We start from the raw sequence: 23,004 nt of genomic DNA on the forward strand, positions 1-23,004 counted from the left end.
GCTGCGCGCCCCGTATCGTCGCTGCGGGGCCGGATGGGGCAGGGTCGGGGGGCGCTGGACCCGCGGCTCCCGACGATGAGGAGGGCGGCGGCACGCCGCCGGTCACCGCATCGGCGCCGACCCTGCCCCCGGCCCTACCATCGTCCGGGGTCGGGGGTGGGGGCGGGCCCGGCGGGTTTCGCGGCCCTGGCCTGGTCATGCCGCGGCGATGCCCGAACGGCTGAGAACCGCCGCCGTCGCGCCGTCGGGCGTGGCGAGGATATCCTCGCCCTCGGCCAGGTGCAGCAATTCCCCCAGGCGCTTGCGCGCGCGGCTGGCGCGGCTTTTCACCGTGCCGGTGGCGACGCCGATCATCTCGGCGGCTTCCTCGCAGGAATAGCCCGAGGCGCCGATCAGGATCAGCACCTCGCGGTGCTCGGGCGAAAGCTGGTCGAAGGCGCGCTGGAAATCGCCGAAGGCGAGGCGGCCGTCATGGGCGGGGCGCTCGAACATGGTGGCGGCATAGCTGCCGTCGCTGTCGGCGACCTCGCGCCGGGTCTTGCGCAGCGAGGAGTAAAAGGTGTTGCGCAGGATGGTGAAGAGCCAGGCCTCAAGATTGGTGGCGGGATCGAACTTGTCGATGTTGGACCAGGCCTTGAGGATGGTTTCCTGCACCAGATCGTCGGCGGTGGAGGGGTTGCGCGACAGGCCGATGGCGAAGGCGCGCAACCCGGGCAGGGCGGCCGGAATGCGGTCGCGCGGGTCGAGCGGGGGGGCGTCGCCCTGTGCCTGCGGCGCCTTCTGGGCCTGTTTCCGGGCCTGGGCCTTGCCGCGCCCGCCGCCCGGGGCGGTCGCCGGGACGGCGGGGACATTGGCGGGCGGCGGCGGGGTCATCGGTCCGGGTCCTTCGCGCCGATGTCCTTGGCCCTGAGCTGCGCCAGCAGGTCCTTGAACCTGTCGGGCACCTCCTCGGTCAGCACCTCTTCATAGGCGCGGCGAAGGTTTTCGTCGATCTGGGCCTTGATCGCCGACCGCGCCCCGGGGCGGGACTGGCCATTGATCCGGGCCTGGGCATGCGCCGGGGCGTGTTTGTCTGGAGCGGTCATGAAGATTTCCTGCCTGTAACGGGAACCGAACGCCGACGGGCGGCGTTTGGTTCCCATGAAATACACCGGAAAGGGAAAATTCATGGGAATTCCTCAGGGGGCGCAAGAGGGGGCGCAAGAGGGGGCGCAGGTTCGGGGGGGCGCTGCTTCCGCCGGGGGTGCTGCGGCATCGGTCGCGGCCAACCTGCCTTACCTGCGCCGCTACGCCCGCGCGCTGACCGGCAGCCAGGGGTCGGGCGACCGCTATGCGGTGGCGGTCCTGGAGACGGTTCTGGCCGATCCGGCGGTGCTGGACGGTCCGCTCGGCCCCCGGGTGGGGCTGTTTTCCGTGTTCAACGGGGTCTGGGCCTCGACCGGGGCGCCGGTGGCGGAACCCGATACCCCCCGCGCCGCCGCCGCCCAGGCCCATCTGGCCGCGCTGACCCCCAATTCGCGCGAGGCGCTGCTGCTGCACACGCTGGAAGGCTTCAGCCTTGAAGAGGTCGCCGCCATAATCGGCACCGACGGGGACGAGGCCGCCCATCTGGTCGACCGCGCCATCTCCGAGATGTCGAACACCCTGCGCGGCCGCGTCATGGTGATCGAGGACGAGGCGATCATCGCCATGGACATCACCGCCATCGTCGAGGCCATGGGCCATGACGTCACCGGCGTCGCCCGCACCCGCGACGAGGCGGTGGCGCTGGCCGCGCGCGAAAGGCCGGACCTGATCCTTGCCGATATCCAGCTTGCCGACAATTCCTCGGGGCTCGACGCGGTGAACGACATCCTGACGGAGCATGAGGATATTCCGGTGATCTTCATCACCGCCTTCCCCGAGCGGCTTCTGACCGGAGAGCGGCCCGAACCGGCCTTCCTGATCAACAAGCCCTATACCGAGGAACAGCTTCGCTCGTCGGTCAGCCAGGCGATGTTCTTCTCCTCGACCGAGACGCTGAGCGCCTGACACTGAGCGCCTGACACTGGGCGCCTGAAAAGCGCCTCAAGCCGAAGAAATCCGCGCGCGCCGGGCCTTTGCCCTGGCGCGCGCATCGTCCGTGGCGGGTTTTGGGATGAGGTTGGGGCGTTGGCCCGGGTCTTTCTCCCGAGCCTGGGTCTTTCTCCCGAGAATGAGTCCGGGAATGGAACGGGGCGGGCGGCCGTGACGGCGCCCGCCCCGCTTGTCTTACTTCACGTTGCTTGCCACATGATCGGCGAAAGTGTCGATCAGCGCGCGATAGACCCGGGTGCCGTCCAGGTCGACGGCTTCGACATCGAACCCCTCGCCCAGATAGGGAAGCGAGGCCCGCACGTCGACGGTCAGGTCGTAATTGTCGAAACGGGCGTTGTTGCTGTCATGGGTCTGGCTGATGCTGCCGCGCAGGATCGAATTGCCCAGCCCGCCGGTTTCCGCGAACCCGCTGGCCAGTTCGACCTCGCTGATGTCGACCGAGAGATTGGCGCCCTCGTCCCCGTCGACGCGGTTGACCAGGCGCGCCAGAAGGGCGTTTTCCAGATCGGCCTCCAGACCGGCCCAGAAGGCGGCGGCCTCGGCATTCTGGATCGCCGAGATATCGACGTTCACATCGACGCTTTTCACGCTGGCGCCGTCGATCGGGGCGCCCATTTGGGCCTGCTCCTGCGCCATCAGCGGCAGGGGAAGGGCCAGTGCCGAAGCGGCCAGGATGGCTGCGATTTTCAGTTTCATCTTCAACTCCTTGCACCATTCTACTTGAAGGGCGGCCATGTCGGAGCATGCCCCCGCGAATGCAGGCGGTGGCGGCGATCGGCACCGGCTTTTCCCTTGTGACGAGTCAACGCGCAGGGGCGCCTCGGGTTCCCCCGGGCTCCGAAGACAGGGATTGCGCCACGGAGGCGCGGCGGAAGACAGGGCCGATGGAAGACAGGGCCGATAGCGGTCCCGGCCCGCCTCAGCGCAGCCAGAGCCCCTCGCGCCGCAGGGTGTTGCGGATCATCTGCTCGCGACGCGGCAGGGCCTCGCGGTCGAACAGGGCGCGCGCCTTGCGCCCGCCGTTCAGATAGACCATGTGCTTGAGCTGCGGCCAGTCGCGCAGCAGGCGACGGTTTTCCTTCGCCAGCGCAACCGCCTCCAGCGCCGCCACCGCCCGGTCGCTTTCGCGCGCGTAAAGCAGGGGCAGGGTGCGATAATGGCAGCTCGCCTCATCGGCGCGGCCCGACCCGTCCAGCGCGGCCAGCTCCGGCCCCGGCCGCCCGCCGCCGAAGCCATGCACCACCAGGGGCAGCGCGATCTGGTCCAGCCAGGGATAGATCTCCTGGCAGATCAGTGCCTCGGGGCGGTTGTCGTTGATTTCTTTCGCGATGGCCAGATAGCGCGTGCCGAACGCCCGGGGGCTTTCGTGGAAGAACCATCCGGCATTGAAGTAAAGATAGCGTTTCCAATATTCGTCGGGCTGCGACAGGTCGAGCGTGGTCTCGAACTCCAGCCCGAAATGGTCGTAAAGCGATTTCCAGGTCTCGGCATAGCCCGGGCCGTAAAGCTCGGGCTGTGGCCAGGTGCCCTCGCGCCGCATCGAGGCCGAGGGCCGGGCGAAGTCGAACGCCAGGGCCGAGACCGCGCCGGTGATCAGCGTATCGGTGTCGAGAAACAGGAAGGGCGCCTCGGGCAGGGCTGTCAGCGCCTCGATCTTGTTGCCCTGCGGATAGGGCGCGCCGAAGACGCGCGATTCGAAGGGCAGGAATTCGGCCCCCAGTTCCGCCAGCCGCTCGCGCAGGGGCCCCGGGGGCAGGCGTGGGTCGTCCCCGGACCAGAGCGGGCCGGGCAGGGGTTCGGCCAGGATCAGCCGTCCCGCGAAATCCGGGTCGTTGGCGCGCAGCGAGGCGGCGAGGATCAGCGCCTCGAACCCGAGCCGCCCGTTCTGCACTATGGCGACGATGTTGAAATTCGGCTTTGTCTTCGGGGCCATGGCTGCCTCTTCTTCCTTGGTCGAGGATAGGCCAGCGGGCGGGCGACCGCAACATGGGCCCCCTGCGGCCGCGTCGGGGAACCGGGGCGGGGCGGGGGGCGTTGGGTCCGAAACGCAAAGGAGGAAAGCCATGGCAGATCGAAAGGACGATCACGAGGGGGCGAAGCCCGGCGTGGCGGCGGGCGAGGGCGGGGCGCCCGATCCCGCGAAGCCTGATCCGAGGGCCGACAACGACCGTTTCGACATCAAGGCCGAGGCGCAGGCGCAGAAGATGCTCAACGCCGCGCGCCCGCACAATCCCAACAAGGCGCCCCGCACCAACGAGCCGAACGCGGGCGGCGCCAATCGCGAGGCCGGTGACCGGCGCGGCTGAGGCCCTTCGCCCCGGGGTTCCGCCTTGGCGCGAGGGCGCCGGGAACCTGCGGAAATTCCGAATGGCCGGTGGAGAGATCCATCGGCCATTCGTGCTTTTGGTCGCTTGTCTCGGGATTTCCGAAGGCTGCCGTCGGAAAAGGCCTGGGCTTCGGGCGGGCTAAGGCTACTCGGGCGATTTTGTGGCAGGGGCTTTCCCACAGCGGGCTTGTCGCGGGAAGGCCGGGGTCAGGGGGCTTCCCACCAGCGGTCTTGCCCACAAGCGGGGGGCAGCGGCCTTGCCGCAAGGGGTCTTGTCGGCAGGGCCTCGCCACAAGCTTTCCCGCACCTGCCGGGCGGCGCGGCGAACGCCCGCGATGCGAGATGCAAAATGCCCCCCGGTGTGCGACCCGGGGGGCGAGGTCTTTCGCCTTTGCAAAGCCCGGCGGCGGTCGGCGGCGCTTGCGGCGGCAGTCGGCGCAGACGGGTCGGCCGCTGCGGACGGGGCCTATTCCTGGATCAGGCGCGGCAGCGGGCGATAGACCTGTGGCGCAAAGCCATTGGTGGCGGCGATCAGGAAACTGCGCAGATCATCCGTTTCGAGATCCGCATCGCGGATACGGCTTGCGCGAAGGCTGGCGACCTCGAAGCTGGAGGCGTTCAGCCCGCCGATCAGATCTGTGCCGCCCGTCGAAAGCCGGGGGCTGCGGGTTTGGGCATGGGTCTGGTTCTGCATGGTCGTCTCCTCCTTTCCTGCCGCCGGGATTGGCGGCCTGCGGATATGCTACACCAGAATCGTCGTGATTCCGACGATGATTCTGCGCGCGGCACGGGTGGGGCGCCGGTTTTGGAAGCGACCCATCCGCTGTCCGGGCGTGGCGAGGGGTTTCTTCCCCTGCGCCGGAGTTGGGGGGAAGATCTTGCCTGTTTCGGCGATTACATGCCGGCCCCGGCTTCTGTCCGGCTGGTTTCGCCTGTTTGGGAAAAGGTCAGACCCCGCCCGGCCGTGTCCACCAGCCGGGTGGCGATGCGGGGGCGAAGCATGCGCAGCCGGGCGGGATCGCGGGCGCCGCACCGCCCCCAGGGATCCCGCCCTTGGCGGGTTGCCGAGAGAGTAATCGGGGTCGCCTTGAAGCGGAAATCTTTCCCGCATCGATGGAACGCATCGTGGGAACCGCATCTGTCGGGGCGCGAAGCTGGAAAGATTTCCTGTTTCTCGGCTTAACCCCAGGCCGCCGCATGATTCTTCAGCCGCCTGGCCGGGCCCTGTGGCCTTCGGACCGGGACGGGGCCCGATGCGATAGGCCGCCCGGGTTCGCACCCCGGGCGGCCTTTTCTCGATCTTGCTTCACAGCGCGCAAAGCGCGCCCCGGCCTCAGTTCTCGGGGCATTTCCCATCGGCGAGGGGCAGCGCGCAGGCCGGGGCGGCGGGCGCGGTTTCGACCGGGGCGGCCTCGGGCACCGTGGCGGGAGGCGTGGCCGGAACCGTGACGGGGGCCACCGCAGGAGTCGGCGCGGCCTCGGCCGCCGGATCGAGCGGATCGGGCGTTGCCGCCTCGCGCGTCAGCGCCGTCTCCGCGCTGCCGCCAAGCCCGGGCGGCGGGCCGACCAGGGTCAGTTCGGGGGCGGGCGCCACGACAAGGGGGTCGGGCGCGGGCTCGGCCTTCTTCTTCGGCGCGGGGGGCTTGGGGATCGACAGGCCCTTGGGCATCTCGCCCTTGGCGGTCAGCACGATCACCCGCTCGCCGCCCTTCACCCGCTCGTAAAGGTCCATGACATCCTGGTTGATCATGCGGAAACAACCCGACGAGGCGTTGCGCCCGATCGACTTCCATTCCGGCGTGCCATGGATGCGATAGCCGTAGTCGATGCCGTTGGTGGTCAGGTAGATCGCGCGCGAGCCAAGCGGATTGGTCGGCCCGCCGGGCTGTCCGCTGCGCCATTTCTCCAGATGCGGCTGCCGGGCGATCATCTCGGCCGGGGGGGTCCAGGTCGGCCAGGTGCGCTTGTTCGCGACGATGGATTCGCCCGACCACTGGAAGCCCTCGGCCCCGACGGAGATGCCGTAGCGGATCGCCTGGTTCTTGCCGAGCACGTAATAAAGGAATTTCGGCGTCGGATCGATGACGATGGTGCCGGGCGGCAGGTCGGTCTCATAGCTGACGATCTGGCGGCGATAGGCCTGGGGGATCTGCTCGACCGGCAGCGCGGGCACGCTGAACCGCCCGTCCGAACGCGAGGCATAGATCGAATCATCGGTTTCTACGGCCGGTTGCTCGGGAGTGGGGACGATCACGCCGGAGGTGCCATCGACGCAGGCCGATAGCAGCAAGGTCGCGGCAAGCGCGGCGAATGGGATCCTCGCCCTTGAAAACACAGAAATATTTAGGCCGTTCAATCGCATGTTGGGCTCGTTCTCGGTTCGCTCGGGAAAGCGCGCTTCCCTGTTCCGCCCCGGTGTTGGGACCGGCAGACGGTAGCGGAAGGGCGCCGAAGCGTCAAATCAAGCTGGCCGAACGCAAGGGTTTTCGGCGGGACCGGGGCCCGGCTGCCCGATCCCTGGTCACGGTTCACGGGTCTTCGGCGTGGAAGGCCATGGTGGCGGACAGCGCGCGGCGCCAGCGCGCCAGATCGGCGCGGCGCCGCGCGGGATCGGCCCCGGGGGTGAAGCGCCGCTCCAGCCGCCAGCCGCCCGCGAAAGCGGCTTCGTCGGTCAGCCCTGCGCCAAGCGCGGCCAGATAGCCCGCGCCAAGGGCGGTGGTCTCGGTCACCTCGGGGCGGTCCACCGGCGCGTCGAGGATGTCGGCTAGGAACTGCATCGTCCAGTCGCTGTTCGCCATGCCGCCATCGACGCGCAGGACGCCGTCGCCTGGGCCGCGCGCCCCAGGCCAGTCGGCATGCATCGCCTCCAGCAGGTCATGGGTCTGGAACCCCACGCTTTCCAGCGCGGCGCGGGCGAATTCGGCGGGGCCGGAATTGCGGGTCAGCCCGAAGATCGCGCCCCGGCATTCGGGCCGCCACCAGGGCGCGCCCAGCCCGGTGAAGGCCGGGACCAGCGTCACCCGCTGCGCCGGATCGGCGGCTTCGGCAAGGGCCTGGCTCTGGGCCGCGGTGGTGAGGATTCCCAGCCCGTCGCGCTGCCATTGCACCGCCGCCCCGGCGACGAAGATCGAGCCCTCCAGCGCATAGCGCACCCGCCCGCCGATCCGGCTGGCGATGGTGGTGAGCAGGCGGTTCTCCGAGGTGACCATGGTCTCGCCGGTGTTGAGCAGCGCGAAACAGCCGGTGCCATAGGTCGATTTCACCATGCCGGGGGCGAAACAGGCCTGGCCGAGCGCGGCGGCCTGCTGGTCGCCCGCCACGCCCCGGATCGCGATCCCGGCACCGAAAAGGCCGGGCGGCGTGGTGCCGTAATCCCCCGCGCTGTCGAGCACCCGGGGCAGGAGTTCCATCGGAATGTCCAGATGCGCGCAAAGCGCATCGTCCCAGGCGCCCCGCCCGATGTCGTAAAGCATGGTGCGGGCGGCGTTGGTCGCGTCGGTCGCGTGCAGGGCGCCGCCGGTCAGGTTCCAGACCAGCCAGCAATCCACCGTGCCGAAGGCCAACTCGCCCCGCCGGGCGCGGTCGCGCGCGCCGGGCAGGGTGTCGAGCAGCCATTTCAGCTTCGTGCCCGAGAAATAGGGGTCGAGGATCAGGCCGGTGCGCGCGGTCACGAGCGGCTCCAGCCCCGCCTCGCGCAGATCTGCGCAGATCCCGGCGGTGCGGCGGTCCTGCCAGACCAGCGCATTGTGCAGCGGCCTGCCGGTGGCGCGGTCCCACAGGATCGTGGTCTCGCGCTGGTTGGTGATGCCGATCGCGGCAATGGCGCCGGGCGCCACCCCGGCCTTGGCGATCGCCGCGCGGGCGGTCGCAAGCGTGGTCGACCACAGCTCTTCGGGGTCATGCTCGACCTGGCCGGGGGCGGGGAAGATCTGGGCGATTTCCTCTTGCGCGCTGGCGACCGGGGCCAGCGCGCCGTCCGGTTGCCGCGCGAAAAGGATCGCGCGCGATGAGGTGGTGCCCTGGTCGAGGGCAAGGATATGGGTCATGTCGGGCCTCCTCCGGCGGGCATGATGGCATGGGACGGGCGCCGGGGGCAGGGGGCTCAGTGGGCCGTTTCGCGGGAAGGCGGCCTCGGGGTGCGGGGATTGCGTGTGGGGCCTGCCGGGTCCGGAGGTGGTGTCGATCCGGCGTCGCGGGCGCGCCAACCCTTCGGTATGGGGCCGGTGCCTCTTCCGACGGGGCTTTTCCCGCTCAGGCCGCTCCGGTCCAGGGCATATTCTGTGCTGTCCCCGCGCCTGTGTCCGGGGTCGGGGGGGCGGGAGGCGTGGTTCGGGGGTCAGGCGGGCAGGAATTGGCGGGTAAATCTTTGCGGATTGGCGGCGATGCAGGCGCGCAGCTGATCTAGAACCTTTTCGGCCTTTTCCCGGGTCGTGATCCGATACAGGCCCTCGACCTGACTCGGGTCGTTGCGGCTGGAAAGGTGGAATCCCGGAAGATCCTGCACCAGCCGGTCGAAACGAAAGATGCCGTCCCGCAGGTCGGGGCGGCGGAAATACCATAAAAGCCACGCCCGGTTGGCGATCACGGCGAAATAATCGCCGTCGCGGCTGCGCAAATGCAACGCTTTCTTGCTGCCGCCAATATGGGGCACCGCCATGAAAACGCCGGGCCGATGCAGCCCGGCGATCAGGATTTCGAAGGCCTCCCTCACCTGTCCGACCCCGATCCGCGCGGTCAGCGCCTCACGGGCCCGGGGTGGGAGAAACCCGGTCATTGATCGAGGAACGAGCGCAGCTTGCGCGAGCGCGAGGGGTGCTTGAGCTTCCTGAGCGCCTTGGCCTCGATCTGGCGGATCCGCTCGCGGGTGACCGAGAACTGCTGGCCGACCTCTTCCAGCGTATGGTCGGTGTTCATGCCGATGCCGAAGCGCATCCGCAGAACCCGCTCCTCGCGCGGGGTCAGCGAGGCCAGAACCCGGGTCGTGGTTTCCTTCAGGTTTTCCTGAATGGCACTGTCGAGCGGCAGGACCGCGTTCTTGTCCTCGATGAAATCGCCAAGCTGGCTGTCCTCCTCGTCGCCGATGGGGGTTTCGAGGGAGATCGGCTCCTTGGCGATCTTCATCACCTTGCGGACCTTTTCCAGCGGCATCTGCAGCTTTTCGGCCAACTCCTCCGGCGTGGGCTCCCGGCCGATCTCGTGCAGCATCTGGCGGCCGGTGCGCACCAGCTTGTTGATCGTCTCGATCATATGCACCGGGATACGGATGGTGCGCGCCTGATCGGCGATGGAGCGGGTGATCGCCTGGCGGATCCACCAGGTGGCGTAGGTCGAGAACTTGTAGCCGCGGCGATACTCGAACTTGTCCACCGCCTTCATCAGGCCGATGTTGCCTTCCTGAATGAGATCAAGGAATTGCAGCCCGCGGTTGGTGTATTTCTTGGCGATGGAGATCACGAGCCGCAGGTTCGCCTCCACCATCTCCTTCTTGGCCTGGCGGGCCTCTTTCTCGCCCTTCTGGACCTGCTGGACGATGCGGCGGAATTCGGGGATGTCGACGCCGATATACTGGCCGACCTGGGCCATTTCGGCGCGCAGATCCTCGACCTTCTCGCGGCTCTTCTCCATCAGGACCTGCCAGCCGCGCCCGGCCTTGGCCGCCATGCGGGCGACCCAGTTCGGGTCCAGCTCGTAGCCCTGGTATTCCTGGATGAATTCCTGGCGGTTGATCCGCGCGCCATCCGCCAGCTTCACCATGCCCGAATTGATCGACATGATGCGCTTGTTGATGCCGTAAAGCTGGTCGATCAGCGCCTCGATCCGGGAATTGTTCAGGTGAAGCTCGTTCACCAGCAGGACCATTTCCGAGCGCAGCTTCTGATAGGCGGCCTCCTCGGCGGTCGAGAAGCGCTGGCTTGAGGACATGGTGGCCGACATGCGCTGTTCCTGCATCTCGGACAGCGTCTCGTAGTTCACCGCGATCCGTTCCAGGATCTCCAGCACCTTCGGGCGCAGCGCCGCCTCCATCGCGGCCAGCGACATGTTCGAGGCATCGTCGTCGTCGTCGTCGGCATCCTCGCGCGAGATCGGATTGCCGTCGGCATCCAGCTCGGGCTCGGCGCTGCCGGTGCGGCGGGGGGCGGCGACCACGCCCACCTCGTCAAGCGGCGCGCCCTCCAGCTCTTCGTCGCCGTCCAGATTGCGCCCGAAGGTCGCCTCAAGGTCGATCACGTCGCGCAGCAGGATCTCTTCCGACAAGAGTTCGTCGCGCCAGATGGTGATGGCCTGGAAGGTCAGCGGGCTTTCGCACAGGCCCGCGATCATGGTGTTGCGGCCGGCCTCGATGCGCTTGGCGATGGCGATCTCGCCCTCGCGCGACAAGAGCTCGACCGAGCCCATCTCGCGCAGATACATCCGTACCGGATCGTCGGTGCGGTCCAGCGTCTCGGAGGTGGTGCCCGCCACGGTGATCTCGCGCGAGCCCGAGGTGTCGACCAGATCGCCCCCGGCGGCGGCGCCGTCCTCGGGTTCCTCGGCCTCGTCATCCTCGACGACGTTGATGCCCATTTCGGAAAGCATCGACATCACATCCTCGATCTGGTCGCCCGAGACCTGATCGGCGGGCATCACCGCATTGAGCTGCGCCATCGAGATATAGCCGCGCTCGCGCGCGTCGGTGATCATCTTCTTGACGGCGGCCTGGCTCATGTCGAGCGAGATGTCGGTCTCGTCGCTTTCCGGCTTTACGTCGTCATTGTCCTTGAGGGCCATGAATGCTCCTGCGGGGAAGGGTCGCGAATCGCGGGGATGATTTTTCGAATCAATAACGCGAATCACGCCGGGGGAAAGGGCGAATCAGGTCTGGCGGCCCCGACCGCGCCCGAAGTCGATCGAATCGCGCAGGCGGCGGGCACGATCTATCTCGTCTCGATCCAGTTCGACGCCATTGGGGGCGATGATGGTTTCGGATTTCTGTTCCTTCGGTCCGCGCGCGGCGAAGACCCGCGCCTCGGTGGCTTTCGACAGCCGCCAGGTCAGGCCCTCGTCGGCCAGACCCTCGACATCTTCCTGCGCCTCGGCCAGTTCGGTGCGGTGGGCGCGGTCGGCGCCAAGCCGGGCGAGCGCCTCTTCGACGCAGGCGGCGGCGAAATCCTCATCCGCCCGGGGCTGGAGCGCGGGGCTGATGCGCACATGGGGGTTGGCCAGCAGCCGGTCAAGGGCGGCGGGGCTGTCGGCTATGATCCGGTCGCGGCAATCGGGGTCGCGGGCATGGGTCAGGATCAGGTTGCGCAGCCGGGTGTGATCCTCGGTCGAAAGCTCCAGCCGCTCCAGCGCCGGTTCGAACTGCGCGACCAGCGCGGGGTGGTGGATCAGGGTGGCGAGGATCACCGCCTCGCGCAGGCCGTCTTCGGGTGCGGCCCCCGAAGCCAGGAGCGAGGCGCGGGCGGCCGCCGTGGGCGCGACCGGAAGCGGGGGCGCGCCCTTGCCCTGCCATGGCCCGCGCCGGGCGGCGGCAGTGGCGGGGGGGCGGGGGCCTTTCCCGGGGCGGAACAACTGCCATCGCAGATCCTTCAGCGCCTGGCCGTAATGGCTGCGCAAGGTGGGATCGGTGATGCGGGCGAGCGTTTCGTTCAGGGTCTTTTCAAGCGCCGCGCGGCGTTCGGGGCTGTCGAAGCTGCGCCCCTCGGTCTCGCGCCGCCACAACAGGTCGACCATGGGCTGTGCGCCCTCGATCACCCGGCGCATCGCCTCGGGCCCCTGCGCGCCGATCAGGTCGTCGGGGTCCTGGCCCTGGGGCAGCATCGCAAAGCGCAGGCCCTTTCCCGCCTCCAAGAGCGGCAGCGCCAGGTCCATCACCCGCAGCGCCGCCCGCATCCCGGCCGAATCGCCGTCCAGCGCGATCACCGGCTCGTCCGAGATGCGCCACAGCAGGCGAAGCTGGTCCTCGGTCACTGCCGTGCCCAGGGGCGCGACCGAGGCGCCGAACCCCGCCTCGGACAGCGCGATCACATCCATATAGCCCTCGGCCACCACAAGCGGCTGGCCCTTGCCCGCCGCCTCGCGCGCGGGGCCGTGGTTGAAGAGGCTGCGGCCCTTGTCGAAAAGCTCGGTCTCCGGCCCGTTGAGGTATTTCGCCCGCGCGTTCGGATCCAGCGAGCGCCCCCCGAAGGAAATCGCCCGCCCGCGCCCGTCGCGGATCGGAAAGGTGATGCGGGCGCGGAAACGGTCGTAGAGCCGCCCGTCGTCGGCGCGCGCCACCATGCCCGAGGCCACCATCAGATCGGGCGCGATCCCCTTGGCCGACAGCGCGCCGATCAGGGCCTGGGAATTGTCCGGGGCCCAGCCGATCTCCCACCGGTCGAGCGCGGCTTCGGTCAGGCGGCGCTTGCGGGCCAGATAGTCGCGCGCGGGCGCGGCGGCGGCGGTCTTCAGTTGCAGGCGGTAGAATTTCACCGCCCCTTCCACCACCTGGATCAGTTCGCTGCGCCGGTCGGCCTTCTCAGTGGCGCGGGGGTCGCGCTCGGGCATCTGCATCCCGGCCTCGGAGGCCAGCACCGCCACTGCCTCGATGAAGGACAGATTCTCGCTTTCGCGCAGGAAGTTCAGCGCGTCGCCCTTCGCATGGCAGCCGAAGCAGTAATAGAAGCCCTTCCTGTCGTCGACATGGAAGGAGGCCGATTTTTCCTGATGGAACGGGCAGGGCGCCCACCAGTCGCCCTTGGCCATGTTCGACTTGCGCATGTCCCAGGTGACCTTCCGGCCGACCACGGCGGAAAGCGAGATGCGGTTGCGCAATTCGTCGAGGAAACCGGGCGGCAGGCTCATGGTTGCAACTATCGGCGCGGCGGGGCGGGAGTCGAGTCACATCTGGCGCGGCGGCACGTCGGCGAGTGGTTTGATCAGTTCATCTTATATTCATTATCAGAATATACAATTTTTTCTGATGGTGTGGTTCTGCTAAGAATGATTCTAGATTGGACGCCGCGCGGGTTGAGCAGCGTTCGGCCACGGATACCAGACGCAGCCAGAGGAGTTGAGCGATGGACGGAAACGACATGAAGGACGAGGGCGGTTGCCCCTTCGGACATGGGTCGGCAAAGGGCACCAACCCGGTCGCGGGCGGGCGCGGACGCAGCAACCGCGACTGGTGGCCGAACCAGCTCAACCTCAAGATCCTGCACCAGAATTCGGCGCTTTCCAGCCCGCATCGCGATTTCGACTATGCCGAGGCGTTCAAGGCGCTCGACCTTGCGGCGGTGAAGGCCGACCTGACCGCGCTGATGACCGACAGCCAGGATTGGTGGCCTGCCGACTGGGGCCATTACGGGCCCTTCTTCATCCGTATGGCCTGGCATTCGGCCGGGACCTACCGGACGGCGGACGGGCGCGGCGGCGCGCGGTCGGGCTCGCAGCGGTTCGCGCCGCTGAATTCCTGGCCCGACAACGTCAGCCTCGACAAGGCGCGGCGCCTGCTGTGGCCGATCAAGCGCAAATACGGCAACAGCATCTCCTGGGCCGACCTGATGATCCTGACCGGCAATGTCGCGCTGGAAAGCATGGGCTTCAAGACCTTCGGCTTCGGCGGCGGCCGTCCCGACGTCTGGGAGCCGCAGGAGGACGTCTACTGGGGCGCCGAGGACACCTGGCTTGCGCCCTCGAACGATCCGAACAACAAGCACAACCGCTATTCGGGCGACCGCGACCTGGAAAACCCGCTGGCCGCCGTGCAGATGGGCCTGATCTACGTCAATCCCGAAGGCCCTGACGGCAATCCCGACCCGCTGGCCTCGGCCCGCGACATCCGCGACACCTTCGGGCGGATGGGGATGAACGACGAGGAAACCGTGGCGCTGATCGCGGGCGGCCATACGTTCGGCAAGACCCATGGCGCCGGTCCCGCCGATCATGTCGGCGCCGATCCCGAAGCCGCCCCCATCGAGGCCCAGGGCCTGGGCTGGGCCTCCAGCTTCGGCAGCGGCAAGGGCGCGGATGCGATCACCTCGGGGCTTGAGGTGGTCTGGACCTCCAGCCCGACGCAATGGAGCAACGGCTTTTTCTGGAATCTCTTCGGCTATGACTGGGAGCTGACGAAATCCCCGGCCGGCGCCCATCAGTGGACGCCGAAGAACGGCGCGGGCGCGGGCACGGTGCCGGATGCGCATGTGGCCGGAAAGCGCATCGCGCCCTCGATGCTGACCTCGGACCTCGCGCTGCGCTTCGACCCGATCTACGAGTCGATCGCACGCCGCTTCTTCGAACATCCCGACCAGTTCGCCGATGCCTTCGCCCGCGCCTGGTTCAAGCTGACCCACCGCGACATGGGGCCGAAGGCGCTTTACCTGGGCCCGGAGGTCCCGGCCGAGGATCTGATCTGGCAAGATCCGATCCCCGCCGCCGATCATCCGCAGGTCGAGGCCGCCGACGTGGCCGCGCTGAAGGCCGAGATCCTCGGCTCGGGCCTGACCTCGGCGGAACTGGTGGCGACGGCCTGGGCCTCGGCCTCGACCTTCCGCGGCTCGGATTTCCGGGGCGGCGCCAATGGTGCGCGGATCCGGCTGGCGCCGCAGAAGGACTGGGCGGCGAACCAGCCCGAGCAACTGGCGAAGGTGCTGGGGGTTCTGGAGGGGATCAAGGCGCGGTTCGACGCGCAGGGCGCCAAGAAGGTCAGCCTGGCCGACCTGATCGTCCTGGGCGGCACGGCGGCGGTCGAGGCGGCGGCGAAGGCGGCGGGTGCCTCGGTCGAGGTGCCCTTCACCCCGGGCCGCACCGATGCGACGCAGGACCAGACCGATACCGAAAGCTTCGCGCTGCTCGAACCCCTTGCCGACGGGTTCCGCAACTATCAGGCCCGCGTCTTCTCTGCCCCGGCCGAGGAGCTGCTGGTCGACCGCGCCCAGCTTCTGGGCCTGACCGCGCCGGAAATGACCGTGCTGGTCGGCGGGCTGCGGGCGCTGGACGCGAACTGGGGCGGCACCAAGCATGGTGTCTTCACCAGCCGTCCGGGCCAGTTGACGAACGATTTCTTCGTCAACCTGCTGGACATGGGCACGGTGTGGAAGCCGGTCTCGGCGACGCAGGACCTGTTCGAGGGCACCGACCGCGCCACCGGCGCGCCGAAATGGACCGCGACCCGGGTCGATCTGGTCTTCGGCTCGAATTCGCAACTGCGCGCCCTGGCCGAGGTCTATGCCCAGGATGACGCGGGCGAGGCCTTCGCCGCCGAATTCGTCCGGGTCTGGACCAAGGTGATGGAGGCCGATCTCTTCGCCGTGAAGTGATCCGGCGGGCGATTCATTCGCGGACGGGGTGCGGGCCCGGGGGATGCGTCTCCCGGGCCCGTTCTTTTCGGCCCGCTCTTTCGGGGCGGGTGGCGGCGGCCCCGCCTGCGGGCCACGGTGGCCGGGGGCCTCGTGCCGTCGCGGCGCGGGCGTGTCCCATGGGGCCCCCGCATTCGCCCTGCCCGGGGCGCTTTACGCCGGCCCCCGCGCGCGCTATCGGGGGGCGATCCGCATGAAAGGCCCCGCCATGCCGCATTTCCTTGATACCGGCGCGCCGGATTTCGAAACCGCCTTCACCGCGCTTCTGGGTATGAAGCGCGAGGATGCGCCCGAGGTCGACGAGGCCGTTGCCGCGATCATCGCCGATGTGCGCGCGCGCGGCGATGCGGCGGTGATCGAGCATACCGCGCGTTTCGACCGGCTGGAACTGACGCCCGAAACCCTTGCCCTCTCGCCCGAGGAAATCGAGGCGGAATGCGCGCGCGTGGCGCCCGAGGATGCGCAGGCGCTCTCGCTCGCGGCGCAAAGGATCCGGGCCTATCACGTTCGCCAGATGCCGCAGGACGCGCAATGGACCGATCCCGACGGCGCGAGCCTGGGCTGGCGCTGGACGCCGGTTTCGGCGGCGGGGCTTTATGTGCCGGGGGGGCTGGCCAGCTATCCCTCCTCGGTGCTGATGAACGCCATTCCCGCCAAGGTCGCGGGGGTGGAGCGGCTGGTGATCGCCTGCCCGACGCCGGGGGGAGCGATCAATCCGCTGGTGGTGCTGGCGGCGCGGCTGGCGGGGGTGGACCGGATCTGGCGCGTGGGCGGCGCGCAGGCCATCGCGGCGCTGGCCTACGGGACGCAGACCATCGCGGCGGTCGACAAGATCACCGGGCCCGGCAATGCCTATGTCGCCGCCGCCAAGCGCCGCGTCTTTGGCCGGGTGGGCATCGACATGATCGCGGGCCCGTCCGAGATCCTGGTGATCGCCGACGACGCCTCGGACCCCGACTGGATCGCGCTCGACATGCTGAGCCAGGCCGAGCATGACGAAAGCGCCCAGGCCATTCTGGTGACGCCGGATGCGGCATTCGGGCGCCGGGTGGTGGCGGCGCTGGAGGCGCGGCTCGCGACGCTGTCGCGCCGCGAGATCGCGGGGGCGAGCTGGCGCGACTATGGCGCGGTGATCGTGACGCGCGACCTGGACGAGGCGGCGGCGCTGTCCAATCGCATCGCGCCCGAGCATCTGGAGCTTTGCGTCGAGGATCCCGAGGCACTGGCCGCGAAGATCACCCATGCCGGGGCGATCTTCCTGGGCCAGTGGACGCCCGAGGCCATCGGTGATTACGTCGGCGGGCCGAACCATGTGCTGCCGACCGCGCGCTCGGCGCGGTTTTCCTCGGGGCTGTCGGTGCTGGATTTCCTCAAGCGGACCACGCTGGCGCGGATGACGCCCGAGGCCCTGCGCGCCATCGGGCCCGCGGCCGAGCGGCTGGCGGCGTCGGAAAGCCTTGAGGCGCATGGGCTGAGCGTGCGGGCGCGGCTGGAAAAGCTCAACGGTTGAGGTGGCGCGCGGATGGCTGGTGGTGGGAGCGGGGGTTTCGCACCCCCGCGCCCCCGCGGGATATTTTTGCAAAGAAGAAAGGCGGGGGGGAAGAGCGGGTGGCCCGGTCGGGACAGGCAGCGCCCGGTCAGTGGGGCGCTTGGCCCGGGTGCGTGTCTGCGGCGGGGCTCAGTAGCGGGTGATCGCGAGGTCGGTCGCGTCGATCTCGGGCGCGCGGCCCGAGACCAGATCGGCGATCAACCGGCCCGAGCCCGAGGACATCGTCCAGCCCAAGGTGCCGTGGCCGGTGTTGAGCCAGAGCCCCTTGACCGGGGTCGCGCCGATCACCGGGGTGCCGTCGGGCGTCATCGGGCGCAGGCCGGACCAGAAGGTCGCGCGCGACAGGTCGCCGCCGGGGAAAAGGTCGGTGACGGAATGTTCCAGCGTGCGGCGGCGCGCCGGTTCCAGCCGGTTGTTGAAGCCCGAGATCTCGGCCATGCCGCCGACGCGGATCCGATCGCCCAGCCGGGTGATGGCGATCTTGTAGGTTTCGTCCATCACCGTGGATTCGGGGGCGCGACTTTCGTCCTGGATCGGCAGGGTCAGGGAATAGCCCTTGACCGGATAGACCGGCAGCCGCAGCCCCAGGGGCCGCAGCAGCGCGGGCGAATGGCTGCCGAGCGCGACCACCACCGCCTCGGCCCGCAGCAGGCCCCGGTCGGTGCGGATGCCGGTGACGCGGCCCGCCTCTGTCTCCAGCCCCAGGACGTTTTCGCCCCAGCGGAAGGTGACGCCGTTTTCCGCCGCCAGCCCCGCCAGCGCATTGGTGAACTTGAAGCAATCCCCGGTTTCGTCCAGCGGCGTCAGCAGACCGCCCGCGATCCGGTCCCGGGCATGGGCAAGGGCGGGCTCGGCGCGGATGCAGCCCTCGGGGTCGAGGATCTGGCAGGGGATGCCGTCGGCCTTCAGCGCCTTCACATCCTTGGCCGAGGCGTCGAGCTGCGCCCCGGTGCGGAAAAGCTGCAACGTGCCCTTCATGCGCTGATCGTAGGCGATCCCGGTCTCGTCGCGCAGTTCGGCTAGGGCGCTGCGGCTGTAATCGGCCAGCCGCAGCATCCGGCCTTTGTTCAGCGCATAGCGCGCCGAGGTGCAGTTGCGCAGCATCCTGACCAGCCAGGACAGCATGGCCGCGTCCGGCTGTGGGCGCAGGATCAGCGGGGCATGTTCCATCATCAGCCATTTCAGCGCCTTGGCCGGGATGCCGGGTGCGGCCCAGGGGCTGCAATAGCCGAAGGAGACCTCGCCCGCATTGGCGAAGCTGGTTTCGAGCGCCGGGCCGCTCTGGCGGTCGATCACCGTCACCTCATGGCCCGCCCGGGCCAGATACCAGGCCGAAACCGTGCCGACGACGCCGCTGCCAAGGACGATGACTTTCATGCGACCGGATCTTTCCGTGAAAGGGGGAGGGTCCGTGGATCATCTTCGATCATCCGTCGAATGTCCTTTGCTTATGCGCAAGGATCGTCGATATTACTGATCTTTGCGCAACAAATGATCGAAAGGCGCAATGATATGCCGGAAATCGACCGGATCGACCGCGCGCTGATTCGGGCGCTGCGCCGCAATGCCCGCGTCACCAATGCGGCACTCGCGGCCGAGGTGGGGCTTTCTCCCTCGGCCTGCCTGCGCCGGGTCAGGATGCTGGAGGAGGCGGGCGTGATCCGGGGCTATACCGCGCTGGTCGCGGGCCCGGCGGCCGAGGGGCGGCATGCGGTGATCGTGCGTATCAGCCTGTCGCGCCAGACCGAGGACATTCTCAACGCCTTCGAGGCCGAGGTGCTGCGCCACCCCGAGATTCGGCAATGCTACCTGATGACTGGCGAGGAGGATTACCTGCTGCATCTGGAGGCCGAGGGGCCGGGCGATTACGAGCGGATCCACAAGGAGATCCTGTCGCGCCTGCCCGGCGTCACCCGGATCAATTCGAGCTTCGCGATCCGCTCGGTGTTGTGAGCGGCGGCGGGGGCGCTTTGGCTGAGGCGCTTCGGGTGGCGCGCTTTGCCTGTCGCGCGCGGTGCGGGGGGCCTGCGCGGTGAGGCGGCGGCGGGGCGGAGCGGCGCGCGCCGGGCGCAGGTTGGGCACCCGAGCCCGAGCATGTGCGGGCGCGCCCGGTGCGCAGGCATGTATGGGTGGGACGTGTGCCGGGGTGGCGGGTGGAGTGTATCGGGACTTGACGGGCCGAGCATGGCTTGCCTCCTTGCCTCCTTGCCTCCTTGCCTCCTTGCCTCCTTGCCTCCTTGCCTCCTTGCCTCCTTGCCTCCTTGCCTCCTTGCCTCCTTGCCTCCGTGTCGGCCGAGCGTGGAGGTCGAGTCACTTTCCCGACCTCCGACCCCTTTCCCGACCCGCCACCCCGAAATGGAAACGTCCGGGACCATGGATGGCCCCGGACGCTTTGGGTCCGGCTTTCTCCCCTGCGCGCGGCCCGGGGCCCGGCGATCAGAAACCGGATTTGATCAATTCGAATTCCTCGACCAGGCGGTCGCGCAGTTCGGGATCCATCGGGGTTTGCAGGAACAGCGTCGAATCGATCTGGTTGACGAAGGCCGCTTCCAGTTCCTCGGCCGAGATCGTCGCCATCGCCGCCGAATTGGTGTTGGCATAGCCGATCGCCTCAAGGATCGGCGCCGCCGAGGAGGGCGCATACATCGAATTCACCCAGTCGTAGACCTTGTCCTCGGAGCCGGGGGCGTCCTTGATGTTCACGAAGCCGCAGAAGAAGGTGGTCGAGCCCTCGGCCGGGGCGCGGTTGAAGCCGATGGGGAAGCCGTCGGCCTGCAGGATCGCCACCGGATCGTTCCAGGACCAGGAGACCAGGATCTCGCCCGAGGCCATCATCTGGGCGATTTCCGACGGATCCGACCAATAGGTGCGGACGTTGGGATGCACCTCGCGCAGCCAGGCGGCGGCGGCGTCGACCTGCGCATCGGTCACATCGTCCCAGGAGGTGACGCCGGTGGCGAGGAAGGCCAGCGCCCAGACATCGTCGGAATTGTCGGCCAAGGCGATGCGGCCCGCGTATTTCGCCTCTTTGAAGACCTCCAGCGACTGGACATCCGCTTCGGGGACCTCGTTGAGGTTGTAGGCGATGGCGGTATAGGCGAAGTCGTAGGGCAGGAACCACACGCCCTCATCGTCCGAGATATGCGATGAGGCGAAGAGGTCGGGGTCGATGTTCGCGTAGGCCTCGACCCGGCTGACGTCCCAGGGCTCGATCAGGCCGGCCTCGCGATAGCGCGGCACCGCGCCGGGGCAGGGGTGGACCACATCGGGGCGAAAGCCCGAGGCGACGCGCTGGAAGGCCTCGTCGTCATCGGCGTAGAAGGAATAGCTGGGCTTCTGGCCGTGCTTTTCGACATAGGGCACCAGGGCGCCGTCGATCTCCCACCCGGCCCAGTCGAAGACGGTCAGTTCGGGATCCGCGGCCCGCGCGGCCCCCGCCACCATGGCCGCCAGCGCGAGCGCGGAGACGGCACCGGAAAGCATTGAGCGTTTGGAAGACATCGTGACTCCTGTTGAGTGGTGGCCGGGGTCCTTCGGTGCCGCCGGTCCATGGGCGTTGCGGTCGATGCGCGACCGGGTCCGGCAGGACCTGCCTATCCGGTTGGCGCTTCGGGAAAATATGTGCGGGAATTTCCGGCAGGGCAAGAGGCGGTTCGGGCCGCGTCGGGCGGGGCCGGGAAAGGGGGCGGCAATATGCCTGTTCCTGCGGCAGGGCGGCGGGGCATATGCCGCCTGTGCGGAGATGGTTTCGGCCAGGGTCGGGGTCGGGGCCGGGGCCGCGCGACCGGCCCGGGGGGCACTCGGTGCGCGGCCTGAAGGTGCGGCTTTGCCGGGTGCCATCCGGCCGCGCGGGGAGCGGCCTTGCATGGGCGGGGCCCATTGCCGGGGCGGGTGGCCCGGCGCGTCCCGGGGCGCGGGAGGGGGAGGCCTGCCGCCGCTTGGTGTCCGGCCATCGTTCGGTCCGGGCCGCGCAGGATGCTTGGGTGCGGCCCGTTCGTGGATGCGGCCGGGCCGGTCCGTTCGGCGGGGACTGGTCCCGCCCTCGCTTGACATGATGCCGTCGCCGGATCCATGCGTCCATGCGGTCTGGTGGGCGGCGGATTTCACGGGGGGGCGGCTGCGTGCCCGGACGCAGCAGCGCGGAAGGCTTGGGCTTTTCCGAGTGCTTCCGCTTCCTGGCACCCCTAGACGCTCCCCAAAGGCGTCCCGCCCCTTGCTATTTCGCCCGCCGAAGTCTCTGGCCCCCTCGCGGCGCGGCGGGTAAGGATTGGAGGCATGACCGACATGCCCCCCCTGATCCTGTGGTTTCGTCGCGACCTGCGGCTTGCCGACAATCCCATGCTGGCCGAGGCGGCTCAGACGGGCTGTCCGCTCCTGCCGGTCTTCGTGCTGGACCCCGAGACCGAATCCCTGGGCGCGGCGGCCAGATGGCGGCTGGGTGAGGCGCTTGTCGCCTTTTCGCAGGCGCTTGCGGCCAAGGGGCTGCGGCTGCACCTTGCACGCGGGGCGGCGGGTGAGGTGCTGGAGCGGCTGGCGCGGGCCACCGGCGCCTCGGGCCTGTGGTGGGGGCGGCTTTACGACGCCCCCGCCGTGGCCCGCGACAGCGCGGTGAAGGCGCGGTTGCGCGGGCTGGGGATCGAGGCGAAAAGCTTCCCCGGCCATCTGCTGCACGAGCCCTTCGGGATCCAGACCTCGGGCGGGGGCGGCTACCGCGTCTTCACCCCGTTCTGGAACGCGATCCGCGCGCGCGATCCCGGCCCGGCCCGGCCCGGCCCCGCCCGGCTGCGGGGCTGGGACGGCGATCCCGGCGCGGGAGAGCGGCTGGCCGACTGGCGGCTCGGCCAGGCGATGCGGCGCGGCGCGGCGGTGGTCGCGCGCCATGCCCTGATCGGCGAGACGGCGGCGCGCGACCGGCTGCACGACTTCCTGCACGGCCCGGTCGCGGATTACCCGGCGCGGCGCGACCGGCTGGACCGCAGGGCCTGTTCGGGCCTGTCGGAGCCGCTGGCCTGGGGCGAGATCGGCCCGCGCGAGATCTGGCACGCCGCCCGGTCCGTGATGGAGGGCGCCCAGGATCCAGGCGTCGATTCGGGCTCCGATTCTGGTGCTGCGGCCTTCCTGCGCCAGTTGGGATGGCGCGACTTCGCCTGGCACCTGCTTTACCATTTCCCCCAGATGGGCGCGCGGAACTGGCGCGCCGAATGGGACGCCTTTCCCTGGCGCGGCGACAGCGCCGAGGCCGAGGCCTGGCGGCGGGGCCGCACCGGCGAGCCCGTGGTCGATGCCGCCATGCGCGAGCTTTACGCCACCGGCCGGATGCACAACCGCGCCCGGATGATCGTCGCCAGCTATCTGACCAAGCATCTGCTGACGGATTGGCGGCTTGGCCTCGACTGGTTCGCCGATTGCCTGACCGACTGGGATCCGGCGGCGAATGCCCTGAACTGGCAATGGGTTGCGGGTTCGGGCCCCGATGCCGCGCCGTTCTTTCGCATTTTCAACCCGCAGTCCCAGGCGCAGAAATTCGATCCCGAAGGGCGCTATCGCGACCATTGGCTGAAGGGCGTGGGCGCGGATGATTTCTACGCCGCCGCGCCGCTGCGCTGGCGGCTCGACCCCGCCGCGCCCCCGCCCGTGCCCCTGATCGGGCTGGCCGAGGGGCGCGCGCGGGCGCTGGCGGCCTGGAACGCAGGAAAGGCTTGATCGGCGCGGGGATTTCGGGAAACCTGAGCGGGAAG

At 68.9% G+C, this 23,004-nt stretch carries 18 protein-coding genes; 6 read left to right on the plus strand and 12 right to left on the minus strand.

Annotation, left to right across the window (positions count from 1 at the left end):
* Window positions 1–195 precede the first annotated feature (195 nt).
* Both ABNX41_RS08575 and ABNX41_RS08580 read right to left on the minus strand, forming a co-directional pair.
* Window positions 196–873, minus strand: coding sequence for an RNA polymerase sigma factor (locus ABNX41_RS08575; protein ID WP_438669303.1), 678 nt, complete (start codon window positions 871–873; stop codon window positions 196–198).
* Window positions 870–1,085 (minus strand): NepR family anti-sigma factor, encoded by a 216-nt coding sequence (locus tag ABNX41_RS08580; protein ID WP_438669304.1) that lies wholly within the window; start codon window positions 1,083–1,085, stop codon window positions 870–872. Before ABNX41_RS08580 ends, ABNX41_RS08575 begins: the two co-directional genes overlap by 4 nt.
* 82 nt (window positions 1,086–1,167) lie before the next feature.
* Here ABNX41_RS08580 and ABNX41_RS08585 point away from each other — a divergent pair, with 82 nt between their 5' ends.
* Window positions 1,168–2,031, plus strand: a complete 864-nt coding sequence (locus ABNX41_RS08585; protein ID WP_438669305.1) for a response regulator — start codon at window positions 1,168–1,170, stop codon at window positions 2,029–2,031.
* Window positions 2,032–2,250: 219 nt separating this feature from the next.
* Here the strand turns inward: ABNX41_RS08585 and ABNX41_RS08590 are convergent, their stop codons facing one another.
* Together ABNX41_RS08590 and ABNX41_RS08595 are read right to left on the minus strand one after the other, a co-directional pair.
* Window positions 2,251–2,772, minus strand: a complete 522-nt coding sequence (locus ABNX41_RS08590) for a hypothetical protein (protein ID WP_438669306.1) — start codon at window positions 2,770–2,772, stop codon at window positions 2,251–2,253.
* A 223-nt stretch (window positions 2,773–2,995) separates the two neighbouring features.
* A complete protein-coding gene (locus ABNX41_RS08595) occupies window positions 2,996–4,009 on the minus strand; it encodes a GT-B fold glycosyltransferase domain-containing protein (protein WP_438669307.1) in 1,014 nt (337 codons plus the stop codon).
* A 130-nt stretch (window positions 4,010–4,139) separates the two neighbouring features.
* On the opposite strand from ABNX41_RS08595, the gene ABNX41_RS08600 reads away from it, so the two are divergent.
* Window positions 4,140–4,382: a hypothetical protein gene (locus tag ABNX41_RS08600; RefSeq protein ID WP_438669308.1), complete on the plus strand. Its 243-nt coding sequence runs from the start codon at window positions 4,140–4,142 to the stop codon at window positions 4,380–4,382.
* A gap of 486 nt (window positions 4,383–4,868) precedes the next feature.
* Here ABNX41_RS08600 and ABNX41_RS08605 read toward each other — a convergent pair whose 3' ends face one another.
* The 6 genes from ABNX41_RS08605 to dnaG all read right to left on the minus strand — a co-directional run bounded on the left by ABNX41_RS08605 (window position 4,869) and on the right by dnaG (window position 13,225).
* Window positions 4,869–5,096: a hypothetical protein gene (locus tag ABNX41_RS08605; RefSeq protein WP_438669309.1), complete on the minus strand. Its 228-nt coding sequence runs from the start codon at window positions 5,094–5,096 to the stop codon at window positions 4,869–4,871.
* 639 nt (window positions 5,097–5,735) lie between these two features.
* On the minus strand, window positions 5,736–6,656 hold the full coding sequence (locus tag ABNX41_RS08610) for a L,D-transpeptidase (protein ID WP_438669310.1): 921 nt from the start codon (window positions 6,654–6,656) through the stop codon (window positions 5,736–5,738).
* 274 nt (window positions 6,657–6,930) lie between these two features.
* Window positions 6,931–8,448, minus strand: coding sequence for a glycerol kinase GlpK (glpK, locus tag ABNX41_RS08615; RefSeq protein WP_438669311.1), 1,518 nt, complete (start codon window positions 8,446–8,448; stop codon window positions 6,931–6,933).
* Between the two features lie 290 nt (window positions 8,449–8,738).
* Window positions 8,739–9,113, minus strand: coding sequence for a hypothetical protein (locus ABNX41_RS08620; RefSeq protein WP_438669312.1), 375 nt, complete (start codon window positions 9,111–9,113; stop codon window positions 8,739–8,741).
* Window positions 9,114–9,172: 59 nt separating this feature from the next.
* Window positions 9,173–11,170 carry an RNA polymerase sigma factor RpoD gene (gene rpoD, locus ABNX41_RS08625; protein ID WP_438669313.1) on the minus strand — a complete coding sequence of 666 codons (1,998 nt, stop codon included), beginning with the start codon at window positions 11,168–11,170 and terminating at the stop codon, window positions 9,173–9,175.
* An 84-nt stretch (window positions 11,171–11,254) separates the two neighbouring features.
* Entirely contained in the window at window positions 11,255–13,225 is a 1,971-nt protein-coding gene (gene dnaG / locus ABNX41_RS08630; protein WP_438669314.1) for a DNA primase, read from the minus strand.
* 215 nt (window positions 13,226–13,440) lie between these two features.
* Between dnaG and katG the strand changes: the two genes are divergently transcribed.
* On the plus strand, window positions 13,441–15,678 hold the full coding sequence (gene katG / locus ABNX41_RS08635; protein WP_438669315.1) for a catalase/peroxidase HPI: 2,238 nt from the start codon (window positions 13,441–13,443) through the stop codon (window positions 15,676–15,678).
* A gap of 247 nt (window positions 15,679–15,925) precedes the next feature.
* Window positions 15,926–17,227: a histidinol dehydrogenase gene (gene hisD / locus ABNX41_RS08640; RefSeq protein ID WP_438669316.1), complete on the plus strand. Its 1,302-nt coding sequence runs from the start codon at window positions 15,926–15,928 to the stop codon at window positions 17,225–17,227.
* A 168-nt stretch (window positions 17,228–17,395) separates the two neighbouring features.
* Here hisD and ABNX41_RS08645 read toward each other — a convergent pair whose 3' ends face one another.
* A complete protein-coding gene (locus ABNX41_RS08645; protein ID WP_438669317.1) occupies window positions 17,396–18,643 on the minus strand; it encodes a D-amino acid dehydrogenase in 1,248 nt (415 codons plus the stop codon).
* Between the two features lie 135 nt (window positions 18,644–18,778).
* Here ABNX41_RS08645 and ABNX41_RS08650 point away from each other — a divergent pair, with 135 nt between their 5' ends.
* Window positions 18,779–19,219 (plus strand): Lrp/AsnC family transcriptional regulator, encoded by a 441-nt coding sequence (locus ABNX41_RS08650; protein WP_438669318.1) that lies wholly within the window; start codon window positions 18,779–18,781, stop codon window positions 19,217–19,219.
* A 483-nt stretch (window positions 19,220–19,702) separates the two neighbouring features.
* Here the strand turns inward: ABNX41_RS08650 and ABNX41_RS08655 are convergent, their stop codons facing one another.
* On the minus strand, window positions 19,703–20,767 hold the full coding sequence (locus ABNX41_RS08655; protein ID WP_438669319.1) for an extracellular solute-binding protein: 1,065 nt from the start codon (window positions 20,765–20,767) through the stop codon (window positions 19,703–19,705).
* Window positions 20,768–21,541: 774 nt separating this feature from the next.
* Between ABNX41_RS08655 and ABNX41_RS08660 the strand changes: the two genes are divergently transcribed.
* Complete coding sequence (locus ABNX41_RS08660) at window positions 21,542–22,969, plus strand: cryptochrome/photolyase family protein (RefSeq protein WP_438669320.1); 1,428 nt, start codon at window positions 21,542–21,544, stop codon at window positions 22,967–22,969.
* The last annotated feature ends 35 nt before the right edge of the window (window positions 22,970–23,004 follow it).

Origin of the sequence: Pseudogemmobacter sonorensis, from assembly GCF_042762395.1 — a bacterium.
Classification (GTDB): Bacteria; Pseudomonadota; Alphaproteobacteria; order Rhodobacterales; family Rhodobacteraceae; genus Pseudogemmobacter; species Pseudogemmobacter sonorensis.

What these genes read in the sequence shown, in the direction of transcription:
- ABNX41_RS08575 (WP_438669303.1), bottom strand. Translation starts at nt 873, where the DNA reads ATGACCCCGCCGCCGCCCGCCAATGTCCCCGCCGTCCCGGCGACCGCC.
- ABNX41_RS08580 (WP_438669304.1), bottom strand. Translation starts at nt 1,085, where the DNA reads ATGACCGCTCCAGACAAACACGCCCCGGCGCATGCCCAGGCCCGGATC.
- ABNX41_RS08585 (WP_438669305.1), top strand. Translation starts at nt 1,168, where the DNA reads ATGGGAATTCCTCAGGGGGCGCAAGAGGGGGCGCAAGAGGGGGCGCAG.
- ABNX41_RS08590 (WP_438669306.1), bottom strand. Translation starts at nt 2,772, where the DNA reads ATGAAACTGAAAATCGCAGCCATCCTGGCCGCTTCGGCACTGGCCCTT.
- ABNX41_RS08595 (WP_438669307.1), bottom strand. Translation starts at nt 4,009, where the DNA reads ATGGCCCCGAAGACAAAGCCGAATTTCAACATCGTCGCCATAGTGCAG.
- ABNX41_RS08600 (WP_438669308.1), top strand. Translation starts at nt 4,140, where the DNA reads ATGGCAGATCGAAAGGACGATCACGAGGGGGCGAAGCCCGGCGTGGCG.
- ABNX41_RS08605 (WP_438669309.1), bottom strand. Translation starts at nt 5,096, where the DNA reads ATGCAGAACCAGACCCATGCCCAAACCCGCAGCCCCCGGCTTTCGACG.
- glpK (WP_438669311.1), bottom strand. Translation starts at nt 8,448, where the DNA reads ATGACCCATATCCTTGCCCTCGACCAGGGCACCACCTCATCGCGCGCG.
- rpoD (WP_438669313.1), bottom strand. Translation starts at nt 11,170, where the DNA reads ATGGCCCTCAAGGACAATGACGACGTAAAGCCGGAAAGCGACGAGACC.
- dnaG (WP_438669314.1), bottom strand. Translation starts at nt 13,225, where the DNA reads ATGAGCCTGCCGCCCGGTTTCCTCGACGAATTGCGCAACCGCATCTCG.
- katG (WP_438669315.1), top strand. Translation starts at nt 13,441, where the DNA reads ATGGACGGAAACGACATGAAGGACGAGGGCGGTTGCCCCTTCGGACAT.
- hisD (WP_438669316.1), top strand. Translation starts at nt 15,926, where the DNA reads ATGCCGCATTTCCTTGATACCGGCGCGCCGGATTTCGAAACCGCCTTC.
- ABNX41_RS08645 (WP_438669317.1), bottom strand. Translation starts at nt 18,643, where the DNA reads ATGAAAGTCATCGTCCTTGGCAGCGGCGTCGTCGGCACGGTTTCGGCC.
- ABNX41_RS08650 (WP_438669318.1), top strand. Translation starts at nt 18,779, where the DNA reads ATGCCGGAAATCGACCGGATCGACCGCGCGCTGATTCGGGCGCTGCGC.
- ABNX41_RS08655 (WP_438669319.1), bottom strand. Translation starts at nt 20,767, where the DNA reads ATGTCTTCCAAACGCTCAATGCTTTCCGGTGCCGTCTCCGCGCTCGCG.
- ABNX41_RS08660 (WP_438669320.1), top strand. Translation starts at nt 21,542, where the DNA reads ATGACCGACATGCCCCCCCTGATCCTGTGGTTTCGTCGCGACCTGCGG.